Annotated in this window: 12 protein-coding genes; 7 read left to right on the forward strand and 5 right to left on the reverse strand. The window is 74.3% G+C overall.

Annotated elements, in window-relative coordinates; genetic code table 11:
• Positions 1 to 123: 123 nt before the first annotated feature.
• A complete protein-coding gene (locus O7604_RS25930; RefSeq protein WP_269706607.1) occupies positions 124 to 516 on the reverse strand; it encodes a DUF2267 domain-containing protein in 393 nt (130 codons plus the stop codon).
• A 137-nt stretch (positions 517 to 653) separates the two neighbouring features.
• Between O7604_RS25930 and O7604_RS25935 the strand changes: the two genes are divergently transcribed.
• Both O7604_RS25935 and O7604_RS25940 read left to right on the forward strand, forming a co-directional pair.
• Positions 654 to 2,765: a molybdopterin-dependent oxidoreductase gene (locus tag O7604_RS25935; RefSeq protein WP_281578071.1), complete on the forward strand. Its 2,112-nt coding sequence runs from the start codon at positions 654 to 656 to the stop codon at positions 2,763 to 2,765.
• 95 nt (positions 2,766 to 2,860) lie between these two features.
• Positions 2,861 to 3,562, forward strand: a complete 702-nt coding sequence (locus tag O7604_RS25940) for a CBS domain-containing protein (RefSeq protein WP_269706609.1) — start codon at positions 2,861 to 2,863, stop codon at positions 3,560 to 3,562.
• A 45-nt stretch (positions 3,563 to 3,607) separates the two neighbouring features.
• Here the strand turns inward: O7604_RS25940 and O7604_RS25945 are convergent, their stop codons facing one another.
• Genes O7604_RS25945 through O7604_RS25955 form a run of 3 tightly spaced genes read right to left on the reverse strand, consistent with a single transcriptional unit; the run spans position 3,608 to position 6,797 of the window.
• Entirely contained in the window at positions 3,608 to 4,945 is a 1,338-nt protein-coding gene (locus tag O7604_RS25945; RefSeq protein WP_269706610.1) for a hypothetical protein, read from the reverse strand.
• Entirely contained in the window at positions 4,942 to 5,760 is an 819-nt protein-coding gene (locus tag O7604_RS25950) for a sugar phosphate isomerase/epimerase family protein (RefSeq protein ID WP_281578072.1), read from the reverse strand. The genes O7604_RS25945 and O7604_RS25950 overlap by 4 nt, the downstream gene beginning before the upstream one ends.
• Positions 5,760 to 6,797 (reverse strand): zinc-binding dehydrogenase, encoded by a 1,038-nt coding sequence (locus O7604_RS25955; protein WP_281578073.1) that lies wholly within the window; start codon positions 6,795 to 6,797, stop codon positions 5,760 to 5,762. Before O7604_RS25955 ends, O7604_RS25950 begins: the two co-directional genes overlap by 1 nt.
• A 253-nt stretch (positions 6,798 to 7,050) precedes the next feature.
• Here O7604_RS25955 and O7604_RS25960 point away from each other — a divergent pair, with 253 nt between their 5' ends.
• The 5 genes from O7604_RS25960 to O7604_RS25980 are packed head-to-tail and all read left to right on the forward strand — an operon-like array spanning position 7,051 to position 11,394.
• Complete coding sequence (locus O7604_RS25960) at positions 7,051 to 8,310, forward strand: extracellular solute-binding protein (RefSeq protein WP_269706614.1); 1,260 nt, start codon at positions 7,051 to 7,053, stop codon at positions 8,308 to 8,310.
• On the forward strand, positions 8,307 to 9,266 hold the full coding sequence (locus tag O7604_RS25965; protein WP_281578074.1) for a sugar ABC transporter permease: 960 nt from the start codon (positions 8,307 to 8,309) through the stop codon (positions 9,264 to 9,266). The genes O7604_RS25960 and O7604_RS25965 overlap by 4 nt, the downstream gene beginning before the upstream one ends.
• Positions 9,266 to 10,132 (forward strand): carbohydrate ABC transporter permease, encoded by an 867-nt coding sequence (locus tag O7604_RS25970; protein ID WP_269706616.1) that lies wholly within the window; start codon positions 9,266 to 9,268, stop codon positions 10,130 to 10,132. The genes O7604_RS25965 and O7604_RS25970 overlap by 1 nt, the downstream gene beginning before the upstream one ends.
• Positions 10,133 to 10,154: 22 nt before the next feature.
• Positions 10,155 to 10,757, forward strand: coding sequence for a phosphatase PAP2 family protein (locus O7604_RS25975; RefSeq protein WP_269706617.1), 603 nt, complete (start codon positions 10,155 to 10,157; stop codon positions 10,755 to 10,757).
• Between the two features lie 31 nt (positions 10,758 to 10,788).
• Complete coding sequence (locus O7604_RS25980) at positions 10,789 to 11,394, forward strand: class I SAM-dependent methyltransferase (protein ID WP_269706618.1); 606 nt, start codon at positions 10,789 to 10,791, stop codon at positions 11,392 to 11,394.
• Between the two features lie 100 nt (positions 11,395 to 11,494).
• Here O7604_RS25980 and eccB read toward each other — a convergent pair whose 3' ends face one another.
• Positions 11,495 to 12,883 (reverse strand): type VII secretion protein EccB, encoded by a 1,389-nt coding sequence (gene eccB, locus O7604_RS25985; protein ID WP_269706619.1) that lies wholly within the window; start codon positions 12,881 to 12,883, stop codon positions 11,495 to 11,497.
• Positions 12,884 to 13,043: the final 160 nt, after the last annotated feature.

Consider the following 13,043-nt stretch of genomic DNA (forward strand, 5'->3'; position numbering starts at 1 on the left):
GACGATTTACAGCGTACGCGTCAGGCAACAACTTATTTTACGGTGAAAATACTTCCGGGCCGTGGAATCTTCGCCGCAGACGGCCTCGGTGCCGCAGCTCGACCCGGGTCGCGGGGAGCCTGCTCAGACATCGTACGGCGGCCGTGGAATGGGGTCCACCATGGCGTCGAAGCCCTTCGGCAGCTGCGCCACGAGGTCGTGGAACTCCCCCACGGTCACCGTGTCGCGCAGGGTGGCGAGCACCGCCACGGCACCCACCTCGGCGACCGCCGGGTCCACCGCCGCGCGTTCGGCCACCCGGTACAGGAAGTCCACCGCACCGCCGGTGGTGGCCGTGCCACCCGGCTCCAGATAGCCGCCGACGTCGTCCGGCAACTGCGCCGCCAGGTCGGCCGCCTCGTCCGCGGTGATCCGGTCGGCGAGGGTCTGCAACACCGCGCGGGAGACGGTGGCGGCCTCGTCCGTGGGCAACTCGGCCCGTCGCGCCACCGCCTCGACGAACAGGGGGAACCGCATCCCACCCCTCCCCTCGCCGCCGGCGGGCACCACGCCCACCCGGTCGGCCCCGGCGGGTACCCGCCTCCACCCGGGCCAAACTCCCCCCGCCACGGCGAGCAGCTGCCCCGTCGCGAACCGGGGGTAACATCCGCGCCATGGCACCCGTCACCCACCCCGGCGCCTGCCCGCTGGACTGCCCGGACACCTGCGTCTGGCAGCTGACAGTCGACGACGGCCGGGCGGTCGCGTTGCGCGGCGACCGCGACCACCCGTTCACCAGGGGCGCGCTCTGCGGCAAGGTGAACCGCTACCTGGACGCGGTGAACGGGCCGGACCGGCTCACCACCCCCTGGATCCGCACCGGCCCGAAGGGCGCCGGCCGGGTCGCGTACCGGCCGGCGACCTGGGACGAGGCAGTGCAGCGGGTCGCCGCCGGGCTGCGCGCGAGCATCGAACGCGACGGCCCGGAGTCGGTGCTGCCCTACTACTTCGCCGGCACGATGGGCCTGGTCCAGGGCTGGACCATGGGTCCTCGGCTCTTCGCCCACCTGGGCGCGTCCCGGCTGGACACCACCATCTGCACGGCTGCGGCGCGGGCCGCGCTGCGCTCGCTCTACGGCGCCTCGGTCGGCTTCGAGCCGGAGTCGATCGTGGAGGCGAACCTGATCGTGCTCTGGGGCGCCAACCCGCTCGTCACCAACCTGCACCTGTGGCCGTTCGTGCAGCAGGCCCGCGAGCGCGGCGCGTACGTGGTGACCATCGACCCCCTGCGTACCGACACGGCGGCCCGCAGCGACGAGCACGTCGCGCCGCTGCCCGGCACCGACGCGGCGCTCGCCCTCGGGCTGATGCGGCACATCCGCGACGCCGGGGCGGCCGACGAGGCGTGGCTGGCCGCGCACACCACCGGCTGGCCGGAACTGGCCGCCCGGCTCGACGACTGGCCGGTGGAGCGGGCCGCCGCCGAGTGCGGCCTGCCCGCCGGGACGGTCCGCCGGCTCGGCGAGCGGATCGCCACCACCCGGCCGACGGCGGTACGGGTCGGGCTGGGCCTGCAACGCCACCACGGCGCCGGGCAGGCGATCCGGGCCATCTGCGCGCTGCCGCTGGTCACCGGCGACTTCCGGTACCCCGGCGGCGGGGCCCTGGTGACCACCAGCGGCCACCACCCGGTCGACAACGGCCCGGTGATCCGGCCGGCCGGCATGCCCGCCCCGCCGGCCCGGTCGCTGAACATGAGCCGGCTGGCAGCCGTGCTCACCGGGGAGGCCGACCCGCCGGTCACCTCGCTCGTGGTGTTCAACGCCAACCCGGCGGCGACCGCGCCGGACCAGGCCCGGCTGCTGACCGGGCTGGGCCGCGCCGACCTGTTCACCGTGGTGCTGGAGCAGCGCTGGACCGACACCTGCGACTACGCCGACGTGGTGCTCCCGGCGACGATGCAGCCCGAGCACCTCGACCTGCAGACGTCCTACGGGCACCACTACACGACGCTGAACCTGCCGGTGACCCGCGCGCCCGGCGAGGCGCTGCCGAACACCGAGATCTTCCGGCGGATCGCCGCGGCGCTCGGCGTGGACCACCCCGCGTTCTCCGACAGCGACGAGGACCTGGCCCGGCAGTTGCTGGCCGGCGCCCCGATCACGTACGAGGAGTTGCGCGAGCGCACGTACGCCCGGCTCACCGGCGTGCCGGTGGGTTCCGCGCCGTACGCCGAGGGCGGTTTCCCCACCGCGGACGGGCGGGCCCGGCTGCACGACCCGGCGCTGGCCGCGCTCGGGGTGGACCCGTTGCCCGGGTACACGCCACCGGCCGAGGCGGCCGACCCGGATCTGGCCCGCCGGTTCCCGCTGACGCTGCTCACCCCGGCCAACCGCTACCTGATGAACTCCACGTTCGCCTCGCTCCCGTGGCACACCCGCCGCGCCGGACCGCCCCGGGTGCACCTGCACCCGGCCGACGCGGCGGCGCGCGGGCTAGCCGACGGCGACGCGGTACGCGTCCACAACGACAGGGGCGCGTTCCTCGCCGCGGTGGCGGTGGACGACGCGGCCCGGCCGGGCCTTGCGTTCACCTACAAGGCGTACTGGGCGCGGCGCAGCCCGGGACGGTCCACCGTCAACGCCGTGACCGGCGTCCGGGACACCGACCTGGGCGAGGCGCCGACGTTCCACGACTGCCGGGTGCAGGTCGAGCCGGTGCCGGCCGGCCTGCTGACCGCCGAGCCGCCCCTGGACGAGACCGCCGAGCCCGTCGCGGCTGGGTGATTCGGGACCTCCGGCCCCCTGACCTGGTCTTTGCGCCCCTGCTGCCGGCCCGTCGCCGCCGCCTAGCGTCGGTGGCGGACACAGGGAGGTTCGCCATGCGTACGTGGCAGGTGCAGGACGTGATGACCAGGAACGTGGCGTCGGTGCGGGAGGGCACGGCGTATCGGGAGATCGTCGACGTGCTGGCCGACCGGCACGTCACGGCGGCGCCGGTGGTGGACGAGACCCGCCGGGTGCTGGGCGTGGTGTCCGAGGCGGACCTGATGTACAAGGTGGAGTTCCTGGGCCGGCCCCGGGAGCGGGGGATCCTGCCGGACCGGCACCGCCGCGAGGCGCGGGCGAAGGCGGGCGCGACGCTCGCCGCCGACCTGATGACCGCTCCCCCGGTCACGATCACCCCGGACGCGACGATCGTCGAGGCGGCCCGGCTGATGGACGCGCGCGGCGTGAAGCGGCTGCCGGTGGTCGACGACCTCGGCCGCCTGGTCGGCATCGTCACCCGCGGTGACCTGCTCAAGGTGCACCTGCGCCCGGACGCCGGCATCCGGCGGGACGTGGTCGAGGAGGTGCTGTGGCGCAGCCTCGGCGTCCGCGACGGCGTGGTGGACGTGACTGTCGACAGGGGCGTGGTGACGCTGACCGGACAGGTGGAGCGCCGGTCCACCGTACAGCTCGCGGTACGGCTGACCCGGCAGGTCAGCGGCGTGGTCGAGGTGGTCGACGCGCTCGGCTACGCGATCGACGACGCGCCGATGGCGGGCCTGCGCATCGGCGGTGCCCCGGCCGGCCTCGCCTGACCCGGCACGAGACGGTGGCGCCGGCCCGGGCCGGCGCCACCGGCGTCACTCCGAACCGAGCGCGTCCAGCACCAGCGCGGCGGTCCAGCTGAACGCCGGTGAGCCGAGACCGGCGCCGGTGTCCGGGTGGAAGTACTCGTGGCAGCCGGACCGGTCGACCAGGTCGAGCAGCGACTCGCGCAGCCCGGCGGCCAGGTCGGCCCGCCGATGCGTGCGCAGCCCCTGCCAGAGCAGCCAGCCGGTGTTGATCCAGCTGGGGCCGCGCCAGTAGCGCAGCGGCTCGAAGTCCGGCGCGGTGCGGTCGTACGTGGGCAGCGGCCGGTCCATCCGGGCGGCCAGCCCGAAGCGCGGCGAGCACGCCTCGGCCAGCAGTGCGGACACCTGCGCGGCGGGCAGCTCGGGAAGCGCCAGCGGCATCAGCCCGAGCACGGTCCGGGCCGGCACGAGCCGGTCCGCGCGCACGTCGCGGGGACGGAAGGTGCCGGTGACCGGGTCCCAGAGGCGGGTGACGAGCGCCTCGGTGATGCGGGCGCCCCGGTCGCGGTGCGGCCCCGGGTCGGCGCCGATCACCGTGGCGATGCGCGCGAGGGCGTACTCGGACACGCCGAGCGCGGCGTTCACCAGGGGGCACTCCACCAGGAACGGGTGCCGTCCGAGCAGCCCCTCGTCCCGGTAGCGGCCGGCCCGGTAGCTCTCCACCAGCGCGACGTAACGCGCGTAGTCCAGGTCGGTGGGGCGCTGCGCGGCGTCGGCGTGCGCGGTGTCGTGCCGGCGGTACGCGCGCATCACCGCCTCGTCGGCGGACACCCCCGCCAGTGGCGCGTCCCAGGCGGGGCTGTTGTCCAGCCCGGACTCCCACGGGTGCACGATCGACGCCAGCCCGCCGCCACCGGCGTCGCGCCGCCCGGTCAGGTAGCGCTGCTGCGCGACCAGCCTCGGGTAGAGCCGCCGCAGCGCGGCCACCGACGCCTCGCCGGGTGCGCGGCGGTGCACCAGCCAGGCGGCCGGGGCGTGCACCGGCGGCTGGACGATCCCGGAGGTGGCCCGGGCCGGCGAGCCGTCGGCGCGGGCGGAGTCCCAGAACTGCGGCCCGGGGAAGTACGGCCCGGCGCGCGAGGCCGGGTTGAACACGATGTGCGGCACCCGCCCGTCGACCCACTGCGCGGCGAACAGTGTGCGCAGCTCCCGCCAGGCCCGGTCCGGGCGGACGTGGGCCAGGCCGATCGCGATGAAAGCCGAGTCCCAGCTCCACTGGTGCGGGTAGAGCGTGCGGGAGGGGACGGTGTGGTCGTGTTCCCAGTTGGCGTCCAGGGTGGCCAGCGCGAGCCGGCGCAGCCGGGCGTGCCGGTCGGCGTCGGCGCGTACCCCGGTGGTCAGCGTCATGCGGCGGCCCGCCGGGGACGGGCCTGGGCCAGCGCGGTGGCGGCCTGGCGCAGCGCGGCGACCGGCTCGCCGCGCAGCCGGCACTCCAGCGCCAGCCAGCCGGTGTAGCCGATCGCGTCGAGCGTGGCCAGCAGCGCCGCCCAGTCGAGGTGCCCGGCGCCGGGCTGGTGCCGGTTGGAGTCGCTGACCTGGACGTGCCCGAGGTACGGCGCGGCGGCGCGCAGCGCGGCGTGCGGGTCGTCCTCCTCGATGTTCATGTGGTACGTGTCGGCGGCCACCCGCAGCGCCGGTGATCCGACCGCGCGGCACAGCTCGACGGCCTGGTCGAGCCGGTTGACCATGTGGTCCTCGTACCTGTTGAGCGGTTCCAGGAACACGGTGACCCCCTCGGCGCGGGCGTGCCCGGCCAGCTCGCCCAGGGCGTCGACGAGCACCCGCCGGTCGCCCTCGGCCGAGCGGCGTGGTTCGAACGGCGGCAGCCGGCGGGAGAACATGCCCCAGGCCGCCGGGGTCATCGCGCCGACGCCGCCGAGTTCGGCGATCACCGAGAGCTGGGAGCGCAGGTTGTCCACCGCGTCGCGGGAGCGGTTCGGGTCGAAGTCGCCGACGAAGTGGTCCATCTCGACGCAGACGGTCGGCATCACCACGCCGGCGGCGCGGGCGCGGCGCAGCTCCGGCAGCCGCCGGGCCAGCGCGTGGTCGCCCCGTCCGCGCAGCTCGATGCCCTGGTAGCCGAGGGAGACGGCGAGGGCGTACTTCTGGGTCAGGTCGCTGCCGGGAAGCAGCTGCTCCTGGCAGGCAAGCGGAATGTCCATCAGAACCTCAGCACCACTTGGAGGACGTCACCGTCACCGCGGTCGAGCAACGCCAGGGCGTCGGCCACCGCGCCCGCGTCGACGACGTGGCTCACCAGCGGCAGCGGGTCGACGCTGCCCTCGGCCACCAGGTCCATGAAGGTGTGTGCGATCCGCGTCCCGGACCACCGGCCGGCCGTGCCGGGTGCCGGATCGGGCCCGGAGACCTGGGCGGCCACGAGCTGGATCCGGTTGTGGTGGAACTCCTCGCCGAGTTCCAGCCCGTGGGCGTACCCCTGGTAGAAGCCGGCCGCGACGACGCGCCCGGCGTGCGCGGTGGCGCGGATCGCCTCGTGCAGCGCCGGGTACGACCCGGACAGTTCCAGGCAGACGTCGGCGCCCCGGCCGTCCGTGGCGGCCCGCAGCGCGGCGGCGGGCGAGTCGGTGCCGGCGTCGACGACCCGGCGGGCGCCGAGCCGGGTGGCGTGCGCGAGCCGGGCGGGCATCCGGTCGACCGCCACCACGCGGGCGCCGGAGAGCGCGGCCAGGCGCGTGCCGAGCAGCCCGATCACGCCCTGCCCGAACACGCCCACCCAGTCGCCCAGGTGCAGGTCACCGGCGAGTACGGCGGTCAGCGCGATGGCGCCGGGCCGGGCGAACACGGCGGCGAGCGGGTCGAGGCCGGGTGGCAGCGGGTGCGCCGCCGTCGCGGGGAGCACCGCCTCGGCGCGGTGCCCCCAGATGCCCCAGACGAGCTGGCCGGGCCACCGCCCGGCCACGTCGGGAGCGACCTCGACGATCTCGCCGACCTCCTCGTATCCGAAGCCCACCACCGGGTACGCGGGCGTGGCCTGGCGGGGGACGAACATGCGGCTGCCGGCGTCCCAGTCCTTGCGCAGGCGCGGGTTGCTGCCCCGGTAGAGCGTCAGCTCGGTGCCGGCGGAGATGCCCGAATAGTGGGTGCGGACGCGGACCTGGCCCGGACCGAGGTGGTCCGCGGGGCAGGGCTCCAGGCGTACGTGCCGGGGCCCGGCCAGAGAGACAACCCAGTTGCTCATGGCGTCGCTCCGAAGAAAGTGCCGACCTCGATTCTAACCCAAAAAATGGGCATATGTGATTACATTGATGAATCGATGGGTATTGGCGGAAAGCCGTACTCTTTCGAGAGGAGTGCCACCGATGTCATCACCCTCCACACGGCGGCTCGCACTAGGCCTGATCCTGGCACTGGCCGGGACCGGCGTGGCCGCATGCAGCGACGACGGGCCGAAATCCGACAGTTCGCAGATCACTGTCTGGAGCCTGGAAGACGTGGCGGACCGCGTCGCCGCCACCAAGGCGATCATCGCCGACTACACCGCCAAGACCGGCGTCAAGGTCAACCTGGTCACCGTCAACGAGGACCAGTTCCCGTCCCTCATCGCCTCCAGCGCCGCCGCCGGCGACCTGCCCGACGTGGTCGGCTCGGTCTCCCTGGCCGGGGTGCGGACGCTGTCCGCCAACGAACTCCTCGACGTCGACGCCAACGGCACCGTCGTCGACCGGCTCGGCAAGGACACGTTCACGCCCCGCGCGCTGGAACTCACCAGCGACGGCGGCAAGCAGCTCGCCGTACCCAGCGACGGGTGGGGTCAGCTGCTGGTCTACCGCAAGGACCTGTTCGCCGCCGCCGGCCTGCCGGCGCCCGACACGTACGAGAAGATCGCCGCCGCGGCGGCGAAGCTGAACACCGGCGGCGTCGCCGGCATCACCGCGGCCACCTCCCCCGGCGACGTGTTCACCCAGCAGACCTTCGAGCACCTGGCGCTGGCGAACAACTGCCGGCTCACCGACGACTCCGGAAAGGTCACGCTCGACTCCCCCGAGTGCGTCGAGGCGTTCCGCTTCTACGGAGACCTGATGCGGAACAACTCGGTCAAGGGCGCCCAGGACGTCGACACCACCCGGGCCACCTACTTCGCCGGCAAGGCGGCCATGCTGATCTGGTCGCCGTTCATCCTCGACGAGCTGGCCGGGCTGCGCGCCGACGCCCGCCCGACGTGCCCGCAGTGCCAGTCCGACCCGGCCTGGCTGGCGCGCAACAGCGGCTTCGTCACCGCGATCAAGGGCCCCAACGGCACCGAGCCGGCTCAGTACGGCGAGGTCAGCTCCTGGGCCGTGCTCGACGGTGCCGTCGACCCGGCGAAGTCGTTCGTGGAGTACATGCTCTCCGACGGCTACCCGCGCTGGTTCGGCATGTCCCCCGAGGGGCGCTTCCCGGTGCGCACCGGCACGCCGGAGGACAAGCAGAAGTTCCGCACCGCCTGGAACACCAGCCCGGCCGGCGTGGACACCAAGAAGCCGCTGTCCGAGGTCTACGGCGAGGACGTGCTCGCCACGCTGCGCCGCAGCCCCGACACGTTCCAGCGGTGGGGCCTGACCGAGAACCAGGGCAAGCTCGTCGGCGCCATCCTCGGTGAACTGCCGGTACCCAAGGCGCTCGCCGACGTCGTCGGCGGCAAGTCCGACGCCCGCGCCGCCGCCGAACGCGCCCGCAAGGACGTCGAGGCGATAGCCAAGGGCGTGAATTGACCACCACCGCGCCGGAGGCCGGCCGCTCCCCCGCACCGGAGCGACCCCGCCGACCCGGCCGACGTCCGCTGACACTGCGCCGCCGCGAGTCCCGCGCCGGGCTCGCGCTGGTCAGCCCGACCCTGCTCGTCGTGGTCGCGGTGATCGGCATACCCATCGTCTGGACGGTGCTGCTGGCCTTCCAGCGGGTACGCCTGGCGACGCTGCGCAAGACCGGCCTGTTCGGCGAGCTGACGCTGGACAACATCGACCGGGTTCTGCACACGCCCGGGTTCGCCGACACGCTCTGGACCACAGTGCTCTACAGCGTCGGCGGCACCGCCGGCTCGATAGTGGTGGGCCTGGCGGCGGCGCTCGCCGTACGCGGGCCGTTCCGGGGCCGCACGCTGGTCCGCGCGTCGATGCTGCTGCCGTACGTGGCGCCGGTGGTCGCCATGACGTTCGTCTGGCAGGTGATGCTCGACCCGCAGCTCGGCATCGTCAACGACTGGGGCAAGCGCTTCCTCGGCTGGGATCAGCCGGTGCCGTTCCTGTCCCAGGAGTCGACCGCGCTGTGGACGGTGATCGCGTTCGAGGCGTGGCGCTACTTCCCGTTCGCGTTCCTGTTCCTGCTGGCCCGGCTGCAGGCGGTGCCGGGCGAGCTGGAGGAGGCCGCCCGGGTCGACGGTGCCACACCCACGCAGCGGTTCCGGCACATCCTGCTGCCGCAGCTCATGCCGGTGATCGCGTTGATCGGCGTGCTCCGCTTCATCATGACGTTCAACAAGTTCGACGACGTCTACCTGCTCACCGGCGGCGCCGCCGGCACCGAGGTGGTCAGCGTCCGGGTCTACCAGTTCCTCACCGCCCGCACCGACATCGGCGCGGCCGCCGCCCAGGCGGTCGTGCTCGCCGTGGTGCTGCTCGTGTTCGTGGCCATCTACCTGCGCTTCTTCGGCGCGCGACGGGAGGCGTGATGGACCGGGACCGGATCGAGACGGTGAGCCTGCGCTGGCTGCGCCGGCTGGTGATCGCCGGGTTCCTGGTGGTCACACTGCTGCCGTTCTGGTACATGCTGGTGCTGTCGGTACGCCCGATCGAACGTCTGCTGCTGGAGCCCGGTTCGCTCTGGGTGCCGTTCGGCGAGCTGACCGTCGCCACGTACGCCGAGGTGCTGAAGTCCGTCTCCGACGGCGGCCAGGGCTTCCTCACGTTCATCCGCAACAGCGGCCTGGTGGCGCTCGCCGCCACCGCGCTCACCCTGGTGATCGCCATTCCCGGCGCGTACGCGGTCTCCCGCCTGCGGTTCTTCGGCCGCCGGCAGGTCAGCGCGCTGTTCCTGGCGGTCTACCTGTTCCCGTCGATCGTCATCGCGATCCCGCTGTTCGTGGTCTTCACCCGGGCCGGGCTGCGCGGGTCGCTGACCGGCCTGGTGCTCGTCTACATCTCGCAGACGCTGCCGGTGTCGGTCTACATGCTGAAGAACTACTTCGAGACGATTCCGGTGAGCCTGGAGGAGTCGGCGGCGATCGACGGCGCGGGCCGGCTCGGCATCATCCGCCGGGTCAGCCTGCCGCTGGCGGCGCCCTCGGTGATGGCCGTCGCGCTGTACGACTTCATGATCGCCTGGAACGAATATCTGTTCGCGCTGCTGTTCATGGTCGACCGGCCGGACCGGTGGACCGTGTCGCTGGGGCTGTCGCTGCTCGCCGACGGCGTCGAGGTGCCCAAGACGGTGCTGATGGCCGGATCGGTCATCCTCACGCTGCCGATCGTGGTGCTGTTCTTCGCCGGGGAGCGAATGCTCACCGAGGGACTCACCAGCGGAGCAGAGAAGGGCTGAGCGTCCGTGCCAGGATGATCGGGTGCGAGCATCACGGGAGCGCCGGGCCGGCGCGCGGGCGGCCCGGATGCTCACCGAGGTGCTCGCCCCGACCGTCCTGGTGACGGCGCTGCCGCTGATCGCGGCCGCCCGGGTCAGCCGCTCGGCCGGCCAGTTCCTGCTCTGGGGCGGCATCGCGCTGACGTTCTGCGCCGTCATCCCGATCGGCGTGCTCGTGCACGGCGTACGCCGGGGGCGCCTCACCGACCGGCACGTCGGCGACCGCACGCAGCGGGCCCGGCCGCTGTCGATCGGGCTGGCCTCGGTCGCGGCCGGGTTGCTCCTGCTGGCGGCGGTACGCGCACCGACCGAGCTGTTCGCCGTGATCGTGGTGGTCTTCGTGGTCGGCGCGGCCTGCGCGCTGGTGAACCACTGGTGGAAGCTGAGCATCCACGCGGCGGTGGCCGCCGCCACGGTCGCCGTGCTGGTGCCGCTGACCGGCCCGGCCGCGAACCTCGGCTGGGTGCTCGTCGCGGCCGTCGGCTGGTCCCGGGTACGGCTGGGCGACCACACCTGGCCGCAGGTGCTGGCCGGTGTGGCGCTGGGCGGGCCGCTCGCCGCCGGCACGTTCCTGGCGCTCGCCTGACTGCCGCCACAAGATCAGCTACGGTGGCGTCATGGGCAAGCCGACCCGCTGGGTGACCGACACGAACCCCGGCCATTCGCAGTGGTACGTGGACCGGTTCCGTCAGCTCGCCGCCGAGGGCGCCGACCTGGCCGGTGAGGCGCGGCTGCTGGACGCGCTCGTACCGCCCGGCGCCCGTGTCCTGGACGCCGGCTGCGGCACCGGCCGCGTCGCCGCCGCGCTCGCCGCGCGCGGGCACACCGCCGTGGGCGTGGACGCCGACCCGACGCTGGTCGAGGCGGCCCGCGCCGACCACCCCGGTCCCCGCTTCCTGGTCGCCGACCTGGCCGAGCTGGACCTGGCCGCGCAGGGCGAGGCGGAGCCGTTCGACGCCGCGGTGCTGGCCGGCAACGTGATGGTCTTCGTCGCCCCCGGCACCGAGCGCGACGTGCTGGCCCGCGTCGCCGCGCACGTCCGGCCGGACGGCCTGGTCGTGGTCGGCTTCGCCACCGACCGCGGCTACCCGGTGGCCGAACTGGACGCCGACGCGGTGGCCGCCGGGCTGCGCCCCGAGCACCGCTTCGCCACCTGGGACCTGCGACCGTGGCGCGACGACGCCGACTTCGCGGTCACCGTGCTGCGCCGCCCGGCCGGCTGACCCACTGCTCATTTCGGCCTGCTCAGCTCCGGACCAGCCCGGCCCTCGCCCGGCTCGGCCCCGGCCCTCGCCTGACGCGTTCGAGCCGGCCGCCCGGCGCTCAGGCGGGCGCGGCCACCGTCCGGGCGGCCTCCGGGTCGAGCGGGCTGCCGGCCGGCAGCAGGTCCACCAGGCCCGCCGGCAGCCGCGCCGGGCGTACGCCCGCGTACCCGAGCATGCCCGGGACGTCGGCGCCGGTCAGCGCGTACCGTCGGCCCAGGTCGGTGACCACGCAGATCGCGCCGCCGGTCGCGCCCGGCGCGGGCACCGCCTCCACCAGCGCGCCGCGGCCCGGCTCGACCACTACCGCGTCGGCGAGCCCGGCCCGGCCGCCCGAGGCCCGCGCGGCGGCGGCCGGCGCGGCGGCACCGAGGCGCAGTTCGCGTACGCCGGTGTCGTCGCCGGCCCGCGCGCAGAGCGCACCCTCGGCGGCGGCCAGCCGGGGCGGTACGGCGGGCGGCGCGGTCGGCCCGCCCGGCACCAGACCGGGCAGCTTCGGCAGCGCGGCGAACCGGCCGAGCGTGATCGGTTCCGGCTCCCGCTGGCCGGTGCGGGTCAGCAGCAAGGCGGCCTGCAACTCGGTGATCGCTGCCAGCCCGCCGCGCTGGGCGACCGCGTACTGCCGGCTGCCACCGGAGTTGCGCACCAGGTAGACGTCGCCCACCGCCGCGCCGGTGACCCGCTCGGACGGCTCACCGAGGTCGTCCACCGGCGGCGGGGCCAGGTCGGCGCCGGCCGGGAGCGTGTTCAGCAGCGCCGCCGCCACCGGCACCGCCCGTTCCCGGGTGGCGGCCAGCGCGGCGAGCACCCGGTCGGTGTCGCGCAGCAGGTAGCGCCGGTCGTGCCAGAGCAGGTGCAGGCCGCCGTCCGGGTGGCGGGCGAGCAGGCCCTGGTCGCCGAGCGCCCGGCCACCGGTGGCCTCCCGTCCGATCAGCAGCACCGAGCGGGCCTCGCCGCGCCCGGCCTCCCCGCGCCCCGTGTCGTCGCCCGGTACCGAGCAGAGCGTCCAGGCGTCGCGGACGAGCCGGTTCGACGCGGGCAGCGAGTCCGGCGCGTCGGCGATGCCCAGCGGCAGACCGCGCGGCACTCCCTCGATGGCGCGGCGGCCGACCAGCACCGTCTTCGGCTGCTCCGCCCCGATGATCAGCAGCGCTGAGGCGTAGTTGAGCACCGGGTGCAGCTTGTCGTCGCGGTAGACGAAACGCGCGCCCGACTCCTTCTCCACGATCACCGCGCCGGTCTCGCGCCACGAGTCACCGCCGCCGGTGAACAGGCCGTAGAGCGCGACGCCGCCGAGCGCGATCGCCGCGACCAGGACGCTGGCCAGACCGGCGCCGGCGAGCCGGCGGAACGGGGACTGCGGCGGATCCGTCTCCCGCATGACGAGCGCGGCGACCGCCCGCTGGACGGTGAACTGGTACGAGTGCAGCTGGTCCTGCCGCGACGCCATCGGGTCCCTTCCGGCTGGGATGGTCGGCGCACAGGATAAGCGCTCCGTCGATGCCCCGGCGACCCTGCGTGTCCCCGCCCCCACCCCCCGCCCCGCCGATCTTGCAGTTGCCGCCCCGACAAACCGGCCACAACAGGCATGCTTCGGGCACCAAGTGCAA

This window comes from Micromonospora sp. WMMA1947 (genome assembly GCF_027497355.1).
In the GTDB taxonomy this organism is placed as follows: Bacteria; Actinomycetota; Actinomycetes; order Mycobacteriales; family Micromonosporaceae; genus Micromonospora.